This is a genomic window from Bacillus cereus group sp. BfR-BA-01430, assembly GCF_022663115.1.
Classification (GTDB): domain Bacteria; phylum Bacillota; class Bacilli; order Bacillales; family Bacillaceae_G; genus Bacillus_A; species Bacillus_A cereus_BD.
Window position 1 is genome coordinate 22,655 of sequence record NZ_JAKUEW010000019.1, and the last position, 18,859, is coordinate 41,513.

An 18,859-nucleotide genomic window follows, 5' to 3' on the forward strand; every position below is an offset into this window, starting at 1 on the left:
AGATGGAAAAGAGAGGGATAGAACGGATTTTAAATCATATACAAAGCGCAGGAAACAGCGAGGACATGAACTTTTTTCTTGGAAAAATCATTACAAGTGAACCGAATGTAACGATACAAATACATGGTTCCACAAAGGCTTTACCTAGCACGTTCTTTATTATGCCTAATGTAAAATTTTCAAAAAATGAGACGGTGCTAATACAACGTATATCTAGTGCAGGCCCTACAGATCGGCAATTTGTCGTAAAACCATTACACGAATCTGTAACTCTATGTCGCTATACTGGTTCTGAATACGTAGCAATTGCAGATAAAACAGTGCGATATCCTGCTTCACAAACGTTTTGTCCCTGGAATATTGCTGTAGGAACGAATGTCATGTTACTCCCTAATCGATTCCCTTCAACGAACTCTTTGTGGGTGGTGATTAATACTTATGCGATATAATGTGTTGCCGAAAATCGAGTGGGAAATTCCTACTGAACAATCATTTGAAAATGAAGAGGTGCAAGGATACTTGACACCTCTTTTTGATTTCAAAAAAGGTGAATTTATCACTGACGCTAGCGGTTCAATTGTTGTGGATGATGGTCAAAAAGGGATGGCTAATCTAATCGAGAAAATCCATCACGCCCATAGAGGTGCCTACCGCGTTTATACAGATGAATATGGTTCTGATGTACGTAACGTATTGATAGATAGCGGAATAAACGAAGCAGGACGGATTTCGCTAGTCAAAGAAGCAATACGGGATTCTCTTATTTACGACGATAGGATTATAGATGTCAGTGAAATAGAAATCACAAAAGACGCAAAAGACGCTTATATAGCTTCCTATATAGTTTATACCATTTACGGAAATGTCAATGTAAGAAGGGAAGTGAAAGCATGACATTACCAACGAAGTATCCCGCATGGTGGAATGAGACCGAACAAGATGTTTTACAAAGCATGCTCAATCAAGTCGATAAAAAATGGGATAAGCGACAAGGTGGCTTTATCTATGATGTGTTGAAGCCGCAAGCGATTGCTAGGGCCGAGCAACGTGCAGCCTTTAAAAAATGGTACTACACTCGGTTTGCTAAATATGCAACTGATGAAGATTTAGATGAAGTTGTTGAAAATAATACACCGTTACAACGTTATGCTGCTAAAAAAGCAAAAGGAAAGGTTACCGTTTGGGGGAATGAGGGCACGAAGCTTCCTAAAGGATCTGTATACGTTTCGATTCGTTATGACTTAGATAATAAAATCGTTGAATACAAACAGCTAGAAGAAGCGGTCATTGGGCCGAGCGGAAATGTAACAGTAATGATCGAATCCGTTCTTTCCGGAAAAATTGGTAATACTGCAGAAAATACGATTCAACTCATTGAACCAGTTTTCGGTGTGGCCAATGTTACCAATCCAGAAAAAATCGCAGGTGGAGAAGAAAAGGAATCTGATGAAGATTTGCGATCTCGTTATTTCGCTTGGCGCCGAGAAACGTCGAATTCCGGGAATATAGGTGATTATATACGTTGGTCTTTAAGTGTGCCTAATGTCGGCGGTGTGCTTGTTTTTCCTGTTTCTAAAGGTAAAGGTACTGTACAACTATTAATATGCGATACAAGCTTTCTACCTGCTTCTAAAGAACTTGTTCAAAAAACAAAAGAATATATAGCACCTATCGATGAGATGGGAGACGGTCAAGCGCCTATTGGAGCGACTGTTTACGTGGAATCAGCTAAACCTGTGACTATTAATCTCGATGTGTATGTATCTTCTGTAAAAGAGGCAGAACAATTGAAACAGCAACTCATCTTAGGTGTGAATAGCTATTTAAAAGAAATGAACAGGCTGTATTGGCGCGAAAATGCTCGTAGACAATCCATTTTGAAAGAACCTTATCAAGTTAGTTATTTAAAAATTGGATCCGTTGCAGTGGACGTATTGAAGTTAATACGAGTCAATAAATTGTTGATGAATAATGAACAAAAAGACGTGATTTTACAGTCTGGACAAATAGCCGTTCTTGGAGATGTGAAGTTCTATGAAGGAACGTGATGTTTTAGTAGAAACGTTTCTCGCTGATTCAATGAAAGAATATCGTGACTCTGAGATATTTCGAAATCTTATGCAAATCAGTGCAGACGGTGTTGTCAATGAAGAAATAGAATTTGAGGATGTACGGGCACAATTTGATATCGAAACAGCTACGTGGTCCATTTTTGATTGGGAAGAGGAGTATGGGATTACATCTGATAGTAATAAACCTTTAGATCAGCGCAGAAGCGTCATAAAAAGTAAAATGCGTAGCACCGGAGCTACGCGATTGCGATTGATTAAAAAAGTAGCTGAGTCGTTCCAATATGGCGAAGTAGAGGTAAAACAGGACATTCCTAATTACACAATTATCATTACATTTGTAGGCAAGTTTGGAATTCCGCCGAACATTGACGATATAAAACTAGCTTTACGAGAAATTATTCCTGCTCATTTAGATGTTAAATATATCTTTACTTATCTAACGTGGGATGAATTAGACAGTTACAATCTAATCCAATATCAGTTAGATGAACTGAATCTAACGTGGGATGAATTAGAAACATATAGAAAGGTGTGAGTATATGCCTGAATTTACAGAACGATTAAAGTTACCATTGCCGCTCGGCAATGAATATGTAAAAAGAGAAATGTCTAATAATATTTTCAAAGAAATTGATAAAAAAGTAGCTACTTTAGAAGATATCAAAGAAACCTTAGAGTCAGCTATAAAACATGCCGATATAGGTGATGAAGCAGTTAATAAATCTCTAGAAGATGCTGTAACTTCTCTTATAAAAGAAATCGATAAAAAGGTCGATAAATCTGGAGACACAATGACTGATGATTTAGTGATTCAAAAATCATTACCCGCATTAATTTTGAAAACTCTCAATGGAAAAGGTGAAGTGAAACTCTTCTATAATGCTAATGATACAAACGATCATGGCTTACAACTTATTACTCCTACAGGCGATTTATTACTAAGAAAACAAGGTGAAGCAGGGATAAAAACTGTAGCAACTACTGATGTTGCTCAGATGAAAAAAATTACAAATGATAACGGTTCACAAACGATTTCTGTTAGTAATAGTTCTCAAAATATTCTTGATGAAATTTTAGCTAAGGGTGCGGGTTTAAATACAATCTATTGCAACGGTGGAGTACAAGGACAAACTCCTGCGAATGTAAGTTGGCGAGGTATCTCATTTCTTAATCAATCTGACATAGGGTTTGTAATGGCTAAAGACTATAACGGTAACTTTTGGACTAATTATATTAATGGCAAGCATGGATGGGTCGGTTGGGTTCGACATGCATCCATTGATGATGTAAATAAAACCCAAGTAAAAAAGATAACTCAAGATGATGGTGGTCCTACTATCTCCATTAGTGACACCTCTAAAAATATTCTTGATGAAATTTTAGCTAGAGGAAAAGGAATGAATACGATTTATTGTAATGGCGGAGTACAAGGGCAAACTCCTAATAACAAATCATGGCGAGGTATCTCATTTTTAAACTCTACTGGATATGGATTTGTAATGGCAAAGGATTATCAAAATAAATTTTTTACAAATTATCTTGATAATGGAAGTTGGCTAGGTTGGACAGAACATCCTAATTCTGAACAAGTAACAGTTGAAATTAACAAACGAACAGAGGATGGAGTCCCTTCTAGAAGTGGTAAAGATGAGAATGGCATTTACACCGTGTATGAGGAAGCGCAGGAGGACGGTAAATTACGAAAAAAATCAGTCCTTTCTAATCCTGACGCAGATGGAAATTATCTCGTTCGTACCGTAACTTACTACAAAAATGGTATAGCATACAAAACAAAAGTATTTGATCTTAAATATGATGATGACGGGGATTTTGTAAAGGCGGTGCCAAGATGAGTTTTTTAGAAGAACACGGAATGGGTGGAACGTATCTTGGATTACGACGTGCGGTAAAGGTATATGTACAAGCTACAGAGCCGACAGTGAAAGAAAAAGGTACCGTATGGATTAAATCATCTGTTCCCGCCAAGAAAATTGTTTTTAGAGAATATGGACTGGAGCCTCCCAAAATAGAGGGTACTGTATGGATCAGCTTATACGATATTGACATTAGATTCATGCTTGAGCGTGCTTTAAAAGTATTTTCTAATAAAAAAGAGATTAATATAGAGTATTCACGAGAAAATCTTATTAATAGCATGGGTGCTAATAAGATAAACGTGTTGAAGAATAAATTTATGCAAGTATATTCCTTACTTGGTACATCTAGAATTTACAGAAGCGGCAAGTGGGAATGGCTTGTAGGTCAATATTGGAATGGTACGAAATGGGAAACATTCAGCAACTTGGAAATCAATTTATTCTTTGGAAACCGTGAAAAAGTGGTAAAAAAACTTGCTCCTGATACAAGCAAGGAAATTTGGGCTGTGAGCAATCACATTGGAACTGTCCATGACATTGCAGTAGATAAAGATGGGTATGTGTATAGCGCTTCAGGGGCGAAATATGCTGGAGAATTAAAAAAAATATCTCCAAGTGGTCAAGAAGTGTGGACATTTAAAGAAAACGCAGTGCTATACAGAGTGGTAGTAGACAAAGATGGCTATATATATACGAAATCTTCAACGGGTCGAATTATAAAAATATCACCAGACGGAAAAGAAGTGTGGCGTATTTCACAATCGCAAATTCTTGATTTAGCGTGCGATGGAAAAGGAAATATATATGTAAACTTCTATGCGACCGTAAAAAAAATATCACCAGACGGAAAAGAAGTGTGGGATTATCACTCAGAAGTCTTTTCAAACTCATATTTTGCAGTAGATAATGAAGGATATGTATATGTATTCATGAATGCGATGCATATAGGGAGCAGTGCTAAGTCTCAATTTAAAAAGATTTCACCAACTGGCAAAGAAGTCGCAACTGCTACTATGGATGTTTTTGAGCTGCGTCATACAACAATTGATCAATACAAGAACATATACGCTTATAAATATAACGGTTCTTCAGGTCCGAATGCTGTTGTTAAACTTTCACAAGACATGAAAGAAATTTGGAGGGTTCCTGAAGAAGTTAGTGATCTTACTGTAGATAAAGTCGGTAATATATATGCAGCATGTACAGACTCTATAAAAAAAATATCACCAGACGGAAAAATACTATGGTCATATCCTATTGCAAACAACTCAGTAACAGCAATCATTACAGAGCAAAGCCCGTATGGAGCGTTTCCGTTCTTGTGGGAGTAGAAAAGGAGAGTGAAGAATATGAAAGCATTTATTGTTGATTATAACGGGTTAGTAACGAGTAGACATAATATGCCGTTTGATGAAAATTTTGGATTTGCGAAAGATGCAGCAGACGCTATTTCGCAAGGATGGACACTGTATAGCGGTGAAATTCCAGAAGATAAAGTGAACGGAAATCAAATTGGCCGTGTACATTATGATAAACTTAAAAATCGTTTCTATTATGAGTGGGAAACACTCGAAGGCAATGAAACCACTAGTGATTCCGATACAGGAATTAAAGATTTAAAGAATCAATTAGAACTCATACAACAAGCGCTCGACGAATTGATTATTAGTAGTTCTAATGAAGAGAAAATAAAAGAGTTAAGTGAAAAACAAGATTTAATGCAAAAAGCATTAGATGAGCTTATTATCACTAATATTCCTGAAGAAACAATGAATGAAGGAGGTGCTCAATAATGGCTGAGTACATGGCACAAAGAGTGATTGATAAGGTTTTTACGTATACATTTATCGTTACCAAGATGAAGGCGTATAAAGAAAGAATCGATACGTATTTAATTGACAACGGAAGAGAAGATTTAATTACTAGCGTGCAATGAGCAGGCTTTTTTTATTTTGCGAAAAGGAGTCGAAAAATGACAATTGAAATTGGTGTATTAGTCGCGGTACTATCACTTGCGATTAGCTACTTAGCGTACTCATTAAACAAAAATAAATCTATAAAATCCGATGGGCAGCAAAGCGCGGAAATGAAGGCTGAATTAGGCTACATCAGGAAAGGAGTTGATGATATTCGAATCGATTTAAAAGCAAACGAGAAGCAAATGGCCGCTTTGGGAGAACGAGTAACAAGGGTTGAGGAAAGCGCCAAACAAGCACATCACAGACTTAATAATTTGGAAAAGGAGGTGAATTAACTATGAATCAATCAAAAGAAAATATCAAAAAACGATTCCGCAACTGGAAGACGTTAATAGCTATTGCATCTTTAATAGGATTTTTATTTGTAAAAGCAGGAGTTCCGGAAGCAAAAAGCTTTCTTGATGAGTTTATGCCCTATCTATTTGCGGTTGGTATTTCTCTAGGGATTTGGACTGATCACGAAGATATGAATGATAAGGAATTATAAATGCCACAGAATAAAATCTCCCTAACTATTGATATAAGTATATAATTTATATATATAACATCGGGATATAACAACATTTTTTTCATTAGTTAAAGGAGTGTTTGAGAATGGATGAGATTTGGAGAGATATCCTAGGATATGAAGATTTATATCAAATTTCTAACTTAGGAAATGTACGTAGTTTGGATAGAAAGAAGAGAAATGGAAAAGATGGCAAAGGTTTTTATATATTAAAGGGTAGAGTTTTAACATTAGTCAACAGTAAGAAAGGATATAAATGCGTAACCTTATACAAAGATGGAAAACAGAAAGTTAAAGAAGTTCACCGGTTAATTGCAGAAGCCTTTATCCCTAATGAAGAGAATAAACCGCAAGTGAACCATATTAATGGTGACAAAACTGATAATTCATTAAATAATTTGGAATGGGTGACCGTTTCAGAAAATATACAACATGCATTTGATAATGGTTTGGTAAATATAAAAAATATTAGTGGGGAAAAGAACAGTCAGTCTAAGTTAAAATGGGATGATGTGAAATATATTAGGAGAGTGTTTATAAAACGAGATAGGGTATACGGAGCGACAGCTCTTGCAAGAAAATACGGTGTTTCTCGCCAAAATATATTGAATATTGTAAACGGTAAAAAGTGGACTAGTCTTTCGGACGAAGAAAATACAAATTGAAAAATGATAAAAAACAGCCTCCCGTTGGCTGTTTTTTTGTTTTCAAAAAGGAGACGATAAATAATGGGACACATTATAGATATTTCAAAATGGAATGGTAATATTAATTGGCCTGTAGCAAAACAACACATTGATTTTATCATAGCTCGTGTACAAGACGGCTCAAATTATGTTGATCCTTTATACAAAGGATATGTAGAAGCAATGAAACAACATGGTATCCCTTTTGGTAACTATGCATTCTGTCGTTTTGTTTCTGAAAATGATGCGCGTATAGAAGCTCGTGATTTCTGGAATCGCGGTGACAAAAGTGCGACAGTCTGGGTGGCTGATGTAGAAGTGAAAACAATGAATGACATGCGAGCAGGCGCACAATCCTTTATTGATGAATTACGTCGATTAGGTGCAAAGAAAATAGGTCTGTATGTCGGTCATCATATGTACAAGCCGTTCGGCATGGATAGAGTAAAAGCAGATTTCGTATGGATCCCTCGTTATGGCGGAAACAAACCTGCGTATGAGTGCGATATATGGCAGTACACAGAGACAGGGCATGTGCCTGGTATTGGTAAATGTGATTTAAATAAATTAATCGGAAACAAACCATTGTCTTGGTTTACAAATCAAACTGTCGGAAAACAAGAAGGAGTGGGGATTAAAGTGGATAAATTTAATAAAGTCGTATCGTATGAATTTGGTACAGCATTAGTGCCGGAAATGTTAGGGATGATGGATGCTCTTGGTTATGAATCTCGTATCATCTCTTATGGAGATAAACAAGGGTTAGTTAGATTTGAAACAGCATACCGCCAAGGGAATGAACTAGATCGAGCGACAGCATGGCTAGATGCTAAAGGCATTGATTACGTCTATACACAAGAATAGTTCGATTAACAAAATAAAAGCCGGTTCTTATGAGCCGGCTTTTTATCTTTGATTTATTTTACGTCAGTTTATTTTTCTAATGCGCCTTTTAAAAATGTAAGTTCTGTCTTTAAGAAATCCATTTCTCGTTCTTGAGCGTTTTTATAACCTTTGTATAACCCCTCTTCGAAAGTTCCGTCATCTTCTAATGAATTCAACTTTTCATTATGTAATTTTCGCATCTTCGTTAAGTGATTCATACGTTTTTCCATATCCACAATTACTTTTTCTATATACTGACGTTCTATATTCATTTTCCATCCCCCTACCCCTTTTTAGGAAACCATATTTCCATTGCACTTTCGCTAATAATCCACTCTTTACGTTTACCACCTGGCTTAACGAAATATTTAACATGTCCCATATCAATCATTTCTTCAACAGTTACCGCACCTTTAATTTTGTTTTGTAAGTAATTTTTTAATGTTGTATCGGATTTCCCCCAACGAAAAGCCGCTTCGCTAGGGGACATATATTTATTGATTTCTTTCATGATACCACCTGTTAAAATGTAATTGTATGATTAGTTGATTCGTCTTCTTCTTCGTCATATTCGAAGTCGTATTCAAAACTAATTGTTTCAGTGTTACCACTTTTCGTTTCGTGAGATCCTAATTCGTAAGAACAATTTGGCCCGCCTTTTTCCATTGCTGTTTCGATGACCTCTTTCATAACTTCTTCGAAGTCTACAGTATCAGCAACATTATCACGAATGAAAATATATAATTCTTTCAAGTTAACGAAAGTGTGATCGTTATAAGTGAAGTTCACGTTGTTTTGTAAAGCTAGTTTAAGATGTTTCTCAACCATTGGATTTGCACTTAATAAGATAGTCATAATTATCCCCTCCATTTTTCATTAAGCTACACAGCAGCTTTTAGGTGCCCAAGTTGTAATACCACCAAATTTAGCGTTATGTACACGTAACTTATAAGCTTTTGCTGTTTCTTCTAAAACTTCAATCCAGTCATTTGTTTCAATTACATAAGCTTCATCCCTTGAAAAGTTCTTACGAACAAACCAAGATTTGATTTCTATGATCTCATTAGTTGTTTTTTCAACACGTTGAGCTTTTTTATTTCCGTTCAACGCTGCGTTTTTTAATTGTTTAGCGAAAGCCCATTCAGCTTTTAAGCACTCTGCGAAGTATTCTGATTTTTTACCTCCGTGTAAGAATGCCGCATTAGCAGCTGCTACCCAAGCATTTTGCATAATCTCCGCAACGTTGAACTTTTTCATCTTTCATTTCCCCTTTCATGATTTGTCGTATCAACCTTATATTTACATTATAGTCTTATAAGACTATAATTACAAGAGGGAAATGGAACTTTTTTATCTTTTTCGTTCGACAAACTTTCGACAAATAAAAAGACCGAATCTTATGAGCCGGCTTTTTCTAATACATTCGCAATGATGTTGCCTAATTCTTCATTATATTGTTCTTCTGTTAACTCTTCTTCATCAAAATACAGCTCGTATGTTTCCATTACTTTTTTCATGAATGGTTGTGCATCTATTTCTAAAATAGTTTTCGTGCAATTTGCCATATCTTCATAACTAGACCCTTCACCAGGCAACTCGTCACCTTCAAAAATAGTGAGCTGCATATCTTTATAATCTTCAATTCTAAACATAGCAAGTTCCATCCAGTAGCTTCTTAGTTGTTCAATTGCAAGACCATCGTGATTGGATTCTAATTGATAGCAGCTAATGCCAGATTCCCATCCACTTTTATTCTCTATACAATCACATTCACCATCACACCAACAATCATCCCCAATGCCACGCCGCATACTTCGATGTTGCGTTCCTCTCCACTCACCTTTTACATCTAAACGAATAAATGTAGCCATTTCATCAACCCCTTATTTCCATTCTTGTGATTCTTTATATTCATAGAACCATTGTGAAAATGAAAGGTACCTACCATTCTCCATCCCTTGAGTAAGTCCTTCGTGATACAAATCTTTCACTTGATTAAGATCGATTTGATGTTTATTCATCCATCCTTCTACGATATCGTATAAGTCGCTATTTTCAAGTTCTTCATCAACATGAAGGTTAACCCAATCCCAATCATCTAGCACTTTGATGAAAGTAAGTTCTTTCTTGTATACTCGCTTTGCTTCACGAGCTGTAATAAGCCATGTTGCGCCGCTTTTACAAATCTCTGACTTTCTGAATCTACCACGCGCTAAATCACGTCTAACGCTTCCAGGAGGGAGCTCATAGAGCTCCTCCATTTCTTTTGCTGTCATTACTTGTTTCAATATCATGTTTACTCAACCCTCTTTCGTTTATTTTTAAATTTCAAATCCGTGTTTTTTTAGAAACTCAATTTCAGCTTTTTCGTTAAATGTACGTTTTGCTCTTGAAGCTGCACCGCAAAGACGAATTAAGATTTTTTTAAACGTTTGGTCTCCGTTTTGAATCATGTTTTTTGTCATGTTTTCAAATATTTCAGCAAGTGTAGATTCTTCGTTGTCGCTGTAAGATAATGCTTGAAAGTTACTGATCCATTCGCTTGCATTTTCTTGATTTTCAATACTTGCAAAAAATGGAGAAAAGTCTAATCCTTTTTTATTATGTTTTTCGATTTCAGCTTTTACAGCATCAATGCTTTTGAAGTAAACTTCACGAATATCATTAGCCCATTTCACTTGTTTTTCTGTTCCTTTTAATTCAACCACTTCATTTCCCCCTTTAACTTGAGCCCAAGCCATTTTTAACGCTATAGCGAAGTACTCCTTCACTTTACCACCAAATTTTTTAACTCCTTGTTTCGCAATCTCCCAAGCCTTCGCCATAACGTTGTTTCTCATTTTTATTTCCTCCTTTTTGATATGAATTAGTATCATTTGTTAATTTTATTTTACGATATGAATTCGTATCAGTCAATACTTTTTTATATTTTTTTGCAAAGAAAAAAACACGCTCCGAAGAGAGTGTTTCAAAATGAATTATAGTCTATATTCTGCAGCTTCTATGTCATTATTATCACTTAATTTAATAGTAGTTGGCTCTATCCAAACGCGCTTACCGCTCTTATATTGTCTCCAATGGCCTCTTCGAGTCCAAGAATTTGTATGACGCATATATCGCTTACGTTTTGCTGTTATTTTCATTTGTTCTAAAGCTTCTGAAGACAATTTATACTCAACTCGTTTGATCTTCCGACTTATTGATTTTTTCTTTTTGTTTTTATTCGTTTTATTTTTACTTACACGAATTGTGTTTTCTTTTAATGTAACAATCTTTTGTTCTCTGTAATTTGTCATGAGATAAAAAATACGCGCTAAAGCATCTATAGCAAGATTAACAAAATTATATATTTCTTTTAGCATGAGTTGCTTTTCTTGAAAAGATAAATTCTGAAATGATACGTCCATCATTATTGTGTCTACAATATTAATTTTGCCGTTGCTATCAATTTCAGCTTTTGCAATTCTCTTTTTACCGAATTCTTCAGTAAATATTTCAACAACCATAACATTTCGTTCTTTATCCTGCCAAAATGGAAAAAATACATCTACCTTATCATTGAACCATTTTTCGATAATCAATACCCCTTGTTCGAGAGGGATATGAAGATCTACTTCTGCAATTTCTTTCATGTAAGTATTCATAAACTCTATGTTTTTAGCATTTAAAATAATCCGATCAAACTTCGCATACTTATCCGGTAACATTGTTTTCAATCCTTTCGAAAGTTGGGCAGACCCTTTTTTATGATTATTTTTTGTTAGGCCGGCCTAACAAAAAATACGCTAAATTATGCAGGATATAGGGACTTAGATTTGTACACTGAAGTTGGGGTGAAAACTGCATGGTTATTCTTTCTTAAAATCCGCATGACACAAGAGATTATATAGAACTCAAAAATGTTAGGCCGGACTACTATTTACATCCTAACAACCTCACATCGTGATTTACCCTATATTATGGGTTAAATCTCTACAATTTTTGCATTTGGATTGCGCATAGGGAACTGTATCAATTTTAATGTTTTTTCAGCTTCTTCATACGTTTCAAATTCCAACTCTTTTTCTTCTTTTCCTGGTTCACAATCCGTTAAAGTGAATCCTTCACCACGTATTACAAATGGCATTTCTCATTCTCCTCCTTGTTATCTCTTAAAATATAATCAACTGCCTCCAATAATGTTAAACACTTAAAACTCGCTTGTGTCGGTTTATTTTCATTTGTAACAAGTACTGTCTTTGTACCAGCAGCGATACCAGCTGCCACATCAACTTCACGATCCCCGACCGTATAACTGTCTGTTAAAGATAAATTATGTTTTTTTGCTAGGGCCAATAGCATTCCAGGTTCTGGTTTTCTACATTTACATCCATCTTTAGGTTTATGTGCACAAACCATAATTTCATCTATAATTGCTGATTCATTTAACTTTAAAATCTCACATTGTAATTTATTATGTATATTCTCAAGTTGCTCATGACTCATATATCCAAGTCCAATACCACCTTGGTTTGTTACCGTAAATACTTTGAATCCACTGTGTTTTAATTTCGCAATAGATTCTGCAACTCCAGGTAATAAATATAAATCATCTGGCGTATTTACGAATTTCACCCGATCGGTTAATACCTCATTTAAGATTCCATCGCGGTCTAAGAATACTGCTTTATTCATTAATAATGTTCTCTCCCCTTATATAATAGTATATCCATAATAAAAAAGAGCCATCCTCATAGAAGATGGCCCAGTATACCCGAAATTTATTATATCATATCTTCATTTAGGGCCATATTAAATTAGAAACAACATATGTAGCAGCAGGAAGAAAAAACATAAGAAAGATTGTTCCGTAGTACCAAATACGGTCACTTTTACATTCATCAATTCCAAACCACTTATTTAATCGATTATAGTGATTTCTAAAAAAATACCGAAATGTTCCGAACAATTCCTTTTTACTACGTTTTTGTGGTAGAATAGGTTCACTAGTTGTTAATTTGATAAGGGTATTTGACATTGTTCAATCATCCTTTCAGATTTTCATAGTGTAGAGAAAGCTCTTTCGTTGCCGGCAAGCTGGGAAGAGCTTTCTCTTTTTTTATTCATTTGTAATTATTCTTTTTCGAAATTACCGCCCCTACTTAATTTAGGACGCTTCCTTTCAATTTTTTTAGGTTCCACTTTTTCTTCTTTCACTGGAGGAATAATAATAGAACCACTCGTATGCATATAATGTCTAATAGCAGTACGAACCATTTCGGCTTTTCTATTACGTGGTAAAGATTCTAGCCACTCTTTAATGTCTTTATCTAATACATCGTCATAAGACAGAAGGTATGTCTTATTCGCCATCTTCTTCGCCTACCTCAAATTTACCGTATCTGTAGAAGCCTTCTACATTCGCAGTTTGACTTTCTTCTAACTTAGTTACTTTACCAATCCATTCTTCCAATAATTCATGAAAAGTATTCGCGCCGCCGCCAGAGACAAGCACTTCGTCAAAACGGTCGAATGTTTTCCATGCATTGTTCACTCCGTTTACAATAAAATCGTAAACTTCTTTAATTGAAGCTGTTTTCTCTTCATTAAAGTCGATTGGATCCATACGTTTAGAAGCTTGGTATTCCCCGCCTTCGAACACTTTTTCCAACTTATAATCATTAATAGCAGCACTTGTTTCTTTTTTTATTTTAGAAACGATTGGTTCATATACATCGTGCATTCCTTTTGGAACTGAAGTAGATTCTTTTTCACGACGCAGCATAGAGATTACATCTAAATCTGTTGTACCTGTACCGATATCAATAATACCAACCGTCATATCTTCATAGGAATCATCAGCAACAAAACCATCTTCATCTAGATAGCGACTCATAACAGTTCCTACTGGTTGAGCCAGAACGATTACATCAACTACATTAATAGTTACCTTTTTACCATTTACTTCGACCTCATGAGTTCCTTGATACACTTCTTTAATTTCCTCAACTGCTCTTGTGCCAATTTCTTGGCTTGGAACACCAGTTACAACAAGAACTTCATCATAGCTTTTTACATTTGTTTTCGCTGCCATCTCAGCTAGTGCAATTTTAGATAATGTTATATATTGATTAGTTTTATAACGGTTTTGTTGGGCGTATGTGTTCAATGTATTATTTACTTTAATGATGTCATCGCCCCATACATACTCAGCGCCATCAACTTTATAAGTTTTAAGCTTCATTTTGCCCCCAGATAATGCTTCGCCAACATTAGAAGCAAATGAATAGATTGCCGGAAGTGTCTTCTTAAACACATCTGTACGCATTTTAACGGCACCATTACCGTGATCAATCGCAAATACTTTTGTCATTTTATCGTCTCCTTAAAAATATTAATTCTTACATATCAGTTATGTAACACTTATATAATCCTAACTTAATTTTATATCAAACAAAGAAAAACATCAACAATTTATTAATGATTATATAACAGTTATATTGTTGTTGATAAAAAAGATGGAGGTTCTACCAAAACCTCCACCATGGCTTTTTCTTCGTTGCCGCAGTTTCCAATAATACACGTTTGTCCTCCTGCATCTCACGTATAGCACTCATAAGTTGCTGATCTCTTATTTCTAATCTCTCATCAATATAACGTTGTTGCTCATCCATTTTCTTGGCCATTTGCTTTAACATTTCATTCTGTTGCTGAATCATTCCCTTCAACTCGTCATATCGCTCGTCATACTGCTCTTTTTCCGTTATAACATTCGTATCAACATCTGATATACCTTTTCCTTTAACCCATGTCATTATTGCGTTACAAGCCTGTTTTAACGTCATATCAGGATGTGATTTAATTTCGATTAACTTCCTCAGTGTTATAACATCGTTATCTAGGAATCCACGATGTCCGTGCTCATTCTTATGAAAGTGGTATCCATGTTCCTCGAGCATGATACAGTACTTTCTCAAAGTGGACTCCTGGATCTTGAGTATCGTCGCTACGTCTTTGCTTACATATATAGATTGAGAGTTGTCTATTTTCTCTGTCATGGTACCATCACCTCGTGTTATAACATTCGTTATAGTAGAGGGAAAAACCTTGTCTTCGTCGAAATATTACAATATCCCTAAGAGTTGTCGTTTAATTTTGTAATTAAAATTTAGTACGTGAAATTTTTTAAAAGGAGGATTCATTCGATATGATTCAGTATAAAAATTGGCCAGAAGTTCCTGATACGCTTGCTACGAAAACTACCCTTGCTAGGGAAGGGCTAAAACCAGGCACTGATCCAGTTGCAACTGTATATCAACGTTCAACCAGGTCTCATATAAAATTATACGAACGTGCTGCAGCTGTACCAAAACGGCAGTTAAGTGATAAACAGAAGCAAGCTCTTGGATTAGCTAGAAAAAAAGCTTTGGAGAATCGAACTTGTAAAAAATGTGATGAGATCGTCCGGCGTAAGTCTGATTTAGTAAATGGTTTATGTCCCTGGTGTATACAAGAAGCCGCTGCTATAGAACATCACGAAGATATGAAATCTATATTCTTGCATATTGAAAAAAATAAGGAAAACTATATTATTTTAGATACAGAGACAACTGGGCTTGGCCTGGGTGATGAAGTTATTGAAATAGCAGCAATAGATTTATATGGAAATACGTTATTAGATACATTTGTAAAACCTACATTTCCAATACCTGCAGAAAGTACAAGCATACATGGTATTACCGATGATATGGTGAAAGACGCTCCATCTTGGGAAGAAACGTACATGAAGTTATTAACTATCTCTCAAGGTAAAACCATATTAATTTACAATGCTGCGTTCGATATTCCTAAAATCGCTTATACTTGTGAAGCCCATCACGTTCCAGCTAAACAATTAAAATCAGAATGTATGATGGAATTATATGCAGAGTATATACAATCTGAACGATGGGTATCTTTAAGCTCAGCATCCGGTACAATTACTAATCATCGTGCAATAGATGACTGCAAATCTGTATTAATAATTTTAGAAGATATTTGGAAAGAAGGTGGTGAACTACCTAGAGAAAAAGGCGTTATTCAATAGTAAAACGATACTTTAGTGTTTTGATTCATTTTGGAACACACAGTATTATAAAAGTGATCTAGGGCATGTTGTTCACTCTTATATCTCCTTCTTGAATCGCCTCCATAGTAGATGGGGCGATTATTTTATTGCTGAAAATTAATCGAAAAGAAAATCCAAAACCAATATAAATATACTCCTACTGCAAATAGAGAGAATATCTGTTTTATAAAGTTGTTATTGCAGTACTTACTAACTAGCAACGCAAACGGAGTCAGTATGATTAGTGGTGTAAATATTAATATAGCAAGCTTTAGTGCCATATTATTCATGGATTGAGTAATGAATTCATTATTAAACGACATTTAGTATGACCTCTCTAAGTTGTATAGTGTTCTGTAATTTTGCTATTGAAGGTATAGTAAGCCTTTTTTGCCTAACTGCTTCACAATTTCATCATGAAATAGAACATCTTCATGAACTGTAAAAGTAATTCGTTTCCCTCTGTTTTGTCTTGCATCCGCATTTTCTATACATTGCTGTATAAACTCCATATCTTGTTTTTGCCGAATTCTATAACATTGCATAAGATCTTCTGATTTACAATGATTCACTTTCATAAAATGTTCCGCCAAATCTATTAGCTGCTCCTGATTTAAAACTTGTAAAGCGCGCTTAAAATGATGAATGTTGTGACATTTAACACAAACTAATTCTAATTTTCTTAAATGGCAGACCAAATTATCAAAATCATATTCCTCCACTTCATGTACATGGATAGTATATCTAGCGTTTTCTGGTGCTCCTTTGTATCCGCAAATAGAACAAGTATAGTCATATGTTTCTAACAAATACTTTCGTATCTTGTTGAGCCATAGATGCTTAGATATATTATTTCGTACAGTTTTACCATGAAAGAGAGGATGTTTCCAATCGGGTAACAATTTGAAATTAGAATAATTCGTGTTTATCCACATGTGGATAACTCACTCCTTATTGTTATGTGCGGGCAGTAAGACTCCCCCTTTAAAGTTTAGTGAGATTTAATCTTTTTTCTCTGATGTAAAAATGTAAAAATTTCACTAAGTGCATCCCAACCAAACCCCATATCTAAATATGTACTAGCAACATGATAATTTTCTAATGTAATAGCTGTAACATCTACAGTCATATTCATATTTTTCGCAACGTTTAATACATGTTTTTTAAATTCTTCAAGTTTGGATTCATTCATTCGATCTAAACTTGTTTTTTCCTCTTGGTCTCGTTTTTCCATCCATTCTGGAAGTTTTTCTTTACGTGCAGGTACATTTCCTTCCGTAGATTCGTTAACTTGTCCTTTAATTTCTGTTTTTAATGACTTCTCTAATAAACCTCTAAAGCTTGATTGCACTTTAGATTTCAGTACACGAGAAATCACTGCATTCAAAGCAACTTCTTTAATTTCAGATTTGTAAATATCAAATAACTCTACAATGATGTTTAACTTTTTATCTGTCAATCTATCTATATTTTTACCGATTACAATTTTAGTAGTATCGTATAAATTTGTGTTTTCTACTTTCTTAAAGATAGATAGATATTTAGATTCTATTTGAAAAGACTTAAGTCTAGAATTAGATAGATTAAATTCTATTTTACTTTCATTTTGCAAGTTACCGTGACTTTCATTTTGCAAGTTACCGTGACTTTCATTTTGCAAGTTACCGTTTTTTCTCTTTTTATCTGCGTATTTTTTTGCTTTTACAGCATTTTCTTCTTTCTTTTGTTCGCGAAGTTTTTTAATTTCCTGTACATATTGCCATTTTTCTTGAAGATCTTCTTCAGCAGGTTCTAATGGATATAGACGATTTGATTTATCTTTGATTTTTACTTCTAATAGCAATCCAAATTTATGTAGTTCTTTTTTTATACGAATTAAAGTAGACTCCGAAACATTTAGTAAATAGCAGAGTTCTGTATTATCAGCGACACAATAAATATATCCATCTTCATCACGATAGGATTTAGTGCCTTGAATTGATTCTCCATTCGCTTCTGCTTCGGCAATAGCTTCTTCAGCAGTTATAGTAATATATTCAAAGTAAGGAACTTTACTACGAAGGAATGAATATAAAATTTTAGCATTTGAAGACATTTTGCGATAATTATCATCAAACATTAGGAATTGATGTAGTTTGATATACGCGTCTACTGTAGCTTTTTTTCCAGAAATTTTGTTTCCTTGTTTGTTTTCAGACATAATAAAAATCCTCCATTTTCCACCCCGCCCAAAAATGGGTATAGGAAATTAGAGGATTGTTGTTCACATTTTTTTTAGTTTATGCTATCATAAAGGTAGCAATTAAATATGTGAAAACAAACCTCGATCTCCATTTTCCAATTTTCATCGGTTAGCAGGAGCGGCCAAACTCTACGAACCTTTGAAAATTTTCATCGGGGTTTTTTAATTGTTTAAATTTATATAAAACATTTACATTTGCAATTTATATATCTACTCTTCCAATGATAGCAGAAGTTTGTGGAAAAAAGAAGAGAAAATACGAAGACCGACAATAAATGTCGGTCTTTTTCTGTGGATAAACATACTTATCCACAGCGCGGTATTATATTTGGTATCGCTACAATAGAGATTTAGTTTATTCCAATGATATTACTTCTAATAGAATGGTGGGATAGACTATATATAACTGTATATTGTGAGGGTGATTGGTTATTAGCTTCTTTCCATTTTTGATGGGAGGAGGTGATAACCATGGGATTCATTGTAGAATTTTTGAATAAAGACAATGAAAAATCCACCCTCGA

The 18,859-nt window shown here is 34.8% G+C and carries 29 protein-coding genes; 13 read left to right on the forward strand and 16 right to left on the reverse strand.

Annotated elements, in window-relative coordinates; translation table 11 throughout:
* Window positions 1-2: 2 nt before the first annotated feature.
* From MR058_RS20490 to MR058_RS20545, 12 genes are all read left to right on the forward strand, one after another.
* Complete coding sequence (locus MR058_RS20490) at window positions 3-449, forward strand: hypothetical protein (RefSeq protein WP_242145586.1); 447 nt, start codon at window positions 3-5, stop codon at window positions 447-449.
* Between the two features lies 1 nt (window position 450).
* Window positions 451-894 (forward strand): DUF2634 domain-containing protein, encoded by a 444-nt coding sequence (locus MR058_RS20495; protein ID WP_242145587.1) that lies wholly within the window; start codon window positions 451-453, stop codon window positions 892-894.
* Window positions 891-2,048 (forward strand): baseplate J/gp47 family protein, encoded by a 1,158-nt coding sequence (locus tag MR058_RS20500; RefSeq protein ID WP_242145588.1) that lies wholly within the window; start codon window positions 891-893, stop codon window positions 2,046-2,048. The genes MR058_RS20495 and MR058_RS20500 overlap by 4 nt, the downstream gene beginning before the upstream one ends.
* Window positions 2,035-2,607, forward strand: coding sequence for a putative phage tail protein (locus MR058_RS20505; protein ID WP_242145589.1), 573 nt, complete (start codon window positions 2,035-2,037; stop codon window positions 2,605-2,607). Before MR058_RS20500 ends, MR058_RS20505 begins: the two co-directional genes overlap by 14 nt.
* A gap of 4 nt (window positions 2,608-2,611) precedes the next feature.
* Window positions 2,612-3,925, forward strand: a complete 1,314-nt coding sequence (locus tag MR058_RS20510; RefSeq protein WP_242145590.1) for a hypothetical protein — start codon at window positions 2,612-2,614, stop codon at window positions 3,923-3,925.
* On the forward strand, window positions 3,922-5,280 hold the full coding sequence (locus tag MR058_RS20515; protein WP_242145591.1) for an outer membrane protein assembly factor BamB family protein: 1,359 nt from the start codon (window positions 3,922-3,924) through the stop codon (window positions 5,278-5,280). The genes MR058_RS20510 and MR058_RS20515 overlap by 4 nt, the downstream gene beginning before the upstream one ends.
* Before the next feature lie 18 nt (window positions 5,281-5,298).
* The gene (locus MR058_RS20520) at window positions 5,299-5,742 is read left to right on the forward strand and encodes a hypothetical protein (protein ID WP_242145592.1); all 444 of its coding nucleotides are present in this window, start codon (window positions 5,299-5,301) and stop codon (window positions 5,740-5,742) included.
* Window positions 5,742-5,885 (forward strand): hypothetical protein, encoded by a 144-nt coding sequence (locus tag MR058_RS20525; RefSeq protein ID WP_242145593.1) that lies wholly within the window; start codon window positions 5,742-5,744, stop codon window positions 5,883-5,885. Before MR058_RS20520 ends, MR058_RS20525 begins: the two co-directional genes overlap by 1 nt.
* 36 nt (window positions 5,886-5,921) lie before the next feature.
* Complete coding sequence (locus tag MR058_RS20530) at window positions 5,922-6,203, forward strand: hypothetical protein (RefSeq protein ID WP_242145594.1); 282 nt, start codon at window positions 5,922-5,924, stop codon at window positions 6,201-6,203.
* A 2-nt stretch (window positions 6,204-6,205) separates the two neighbouring features.
* Window positions 6,206-6,415 carry a hypothetical protein gene (locus tag MR058_RS20535; RefSeq protein ID WP_242145595.1) on the forward strand — a complete coding sequence of 70 codons (210 nt, stop codon included), beginning with the start codon at window positions 6,206-6,208 and terminating at the stop codon, window positions 6,413-6,415.
* Window positions 6,416-6,522: 107 nt separating this feature from the next.
* A complete protein-coding gene (locus MR058_RS20540) occupies window positions 6,523-7,101 on the forward strand; it encodes an NUMOD4 motif-containing HNH endonuclease (RefSeq protein WP_074540313.1) in 579 nt (192 codons plus the stop codon).
* Window positions 7,102-7,164: 63 nt separating this feature from the next.
* Window positions 7,165-7,986, forward strand: coding sequence for a GH25 family lysozyme (locus tag MR058_RS20545; RefSeq protein WP_242145596.1), 822 nt, complete (start codon window positions 7,165-7,167; stop codon window positions 7,984-7,986).
* A gap of 68 nt (window positions 7,987-8,054) precedes the next feature.
* On the opposite strand, the gene MR058_RS20550 is transcribed toward MR058_RS20545, so the two are convergent.
* From MR058_RS20550 to MR058_RS20615, 14 genes are all read right to left on the reverse strand, one after another.
* Window positions 8,055-8,279: a hypothetical protein gene (locus tag MR058_RS20550; protein WP_242145597.1), complete on the reverse strand. Its 225-nt coding sequence runs from the start codon at window positions 8,277-8,279 to the stop codon at window positions 8,055-8,057.
* Window positions 8,280-8,290: 11 nt separating this feature from the next.
* Window positions 8,291-8,518 carry a helix-turn-helix domain-containing protein gene (locus tag MR058_RS20555; RefSeq protein ID WP_242145598.1) on the reverse strand — a complete coding sequence of 76 codons (228 nt, stop codon included), beginning with the start codon at window positions 8,516-8,518 and terminating at the stop codon, window positions 8,291-8,293.
* Between the two features lie 11 nt (window positions 8,519-8,529).
* Window positions 8,530-8,862 (reverse strand): hypothetical protein, encoded by a 333-nt coding sequence (locus MR058_RS20560; protein ID WP_242145599.1) that lies wholly within the window; start codon window positions 8,860-8,862, stop codon window positions 8,530-8,532.
* A 21-nt stretch (window positions 8,863-8,883) separates the two neighbouring features.
* Window positions 8,884-9,264, reverse strand: a complete 381-nt coding sequence (locus MR058_RS20565; protein WP_242145600.1) for a hypothetical protein — start codon at window positions 9,262-9,264, stop codon at window positions 8,884-8,886.
* A gap of 140 nt (window positions 9,265-9,404) precedes the next feature.
* On the reverse strand, window positions 9,405-9,878 hold the full coding sequence (locus MR058_RS20570) for a hypothetical protein (RefSeq protein WP_242145601.1): 474 nt from the start codon (window positions 9,876-9,878) through the stop codon (window positions 9,405-9,407).
* A 12-nt stretch (window positions 9,879-9,890) separates the two neighbouring features.
* A complete protein-coding gene (locus MR058_RS20575) occupies window positions 9,891-10,301 on the reverse strand; it encodes a helix-turn-helix domain-containing protein (protein ID WP_242145602.1) in 411 nt (136 codons plus the stop codon).
* Between the two features lie 27 nt (window positions 10,302-10,328).
* Window positions 10,329-10,847: a hypothetical protein gene (locus MR058_RS20580; RefSeq protein ID WP_242145603.1), complete on the reverse strand. Its 519-nt coding sequence runs from the start codon at window positions 10,845-10,847 to the stop codon at window positions 10,329-10,331.
* Window positions 10,848-10,985: 138 nt separating this feature from the next.
* Complete coding sequence (locus tag MR058_RS20585; RefSeq protein WP_242159584.1) at window positions 10,986-11,714, reverse strand: AcrVA2 family anti-CRISPR protein; 729 nt, start codon at window positions 11,712-11,714, stop codon at window positions 10,986-10,988.
* A 257-nt stretch (window positions 11,715-11,971) separates the two neighbouring features.
* Window positions 11,972-12,133 carry a hypothetical protein gene (locus tag MR058_RS20590; RefSeq protein WP_242145605.1) on the reverse strand — a complete coding sequence of 54 codons (162 nt, stop codon included), beginning with the start codon at window positions 12,131-12,133 and terminating at the stop codon, window positions 11,972-11,974.
* Window positions 12,121-12,681, reverse strand: coding sequence for a D-glycero-alpha-D-manno-heptose-1,7-bisphosphate 7-phosphatase (locus MR058_RS20595; RefSeq protein ID WP_242145606.1), 561 nt, complete (start codon window positions 12,679-12,681; stop codon window positions 12,121-12,123). Before MR058_RS20595 ends, MR058_RS20590 begins: the two co-directional genes overlap by 13 nt.
* 106 nt (window positions 12,682-12,787) lie before the next feature.
* On the reverse strand, window positions 12,788-13,024 hold the full coding sequence (locus MR058_RS20600; protein ID WP_242145607.1) for a hypothetical protein: 237 nt from the start codon (window positions 13,022-13,024) through the stop codon (window positions 12,788-12,790).
* A gap of 95 nt (window positions 13,025-13,119) precedes the next feature.
* A complete protein-coding gene (locus MR058_RS20605) occupies window positions 13,120-13,359 on the reverse strand; it encodes a hypothetical protein (protein ID WP_242145608.1) in 240 nt (79 codons plus the stop codon).
* Complete coding sequence (locus tag MR058_RS20610; RefSeq protein WP_242145609.1) at window positions 13,349-14,359, reverse strand: ParM/StbA family protein; 1,011 nt, start codon at window positions 14,357-14,359, stop codon at window positions 13,349-13,351. The genes MR058_RS20605 and MR058_RS20610 overlap by 11 nt, the downstream gene beginning before the upstream one ends.
* Window positions 14,360-14,513: 154 nt before the next feature.
* Entirely contained in the window at window positions 14,514-15,044 is a 531-nt protein-coding gene (locus MR058_RS20615) for a DUF3967 domain-containing protein (protein ID WP_242145610.1), read from the reverse strand.
* Window positions 15,045-15,193: 149 nt separating this feature from the next.
* Between MR058_RS20615 and MR058_RS20620 the strand changes: the two genes are divergently transcribed.
* Window positions 15,194-16,072 (forward strand): 3'-5' exonuclease, encoded by an 879-nt coding sequence (locus tag MR058_RS20620; protein ID WP_242145611.1) that lies wholly within the window; start codon window positions 15,194-15,196, stop codon window positions 16,070-16,072.
* A 386-nt stretch (window positions 16,073-16,458) separates the two neighbouring features.
* Here MR058_RS20620 and MR058_RS20625 read toward each other — a convergent pair whose 3' ends face one another.
* Complete coding sequence (locus MR058_RS20625) at window positions 16,459-16,902, reverse strand: hypothetical protein (protein ID WP_242145612.1); 444 nt, start codon at window positions 16,900-16,902, stop codon at window positions 16,459-16,461.
* Between the two features lie 182 nt (window positions 16,903-17,084).
* The gene (locus MR058_RS20630) at window positions 17,085-18,293 is read right to left on the reverse strand and encodes a replication initiator protein A (protein ID WP_242145613.1); all 1,209 of its coding nucleotides are present in this window, start codon (window positions 18,291-18,293) and stop codon (window positions 17,085-17,087) included.
* Window positions 18,294-18,859 lie beyond the last annotated feature (566 nt).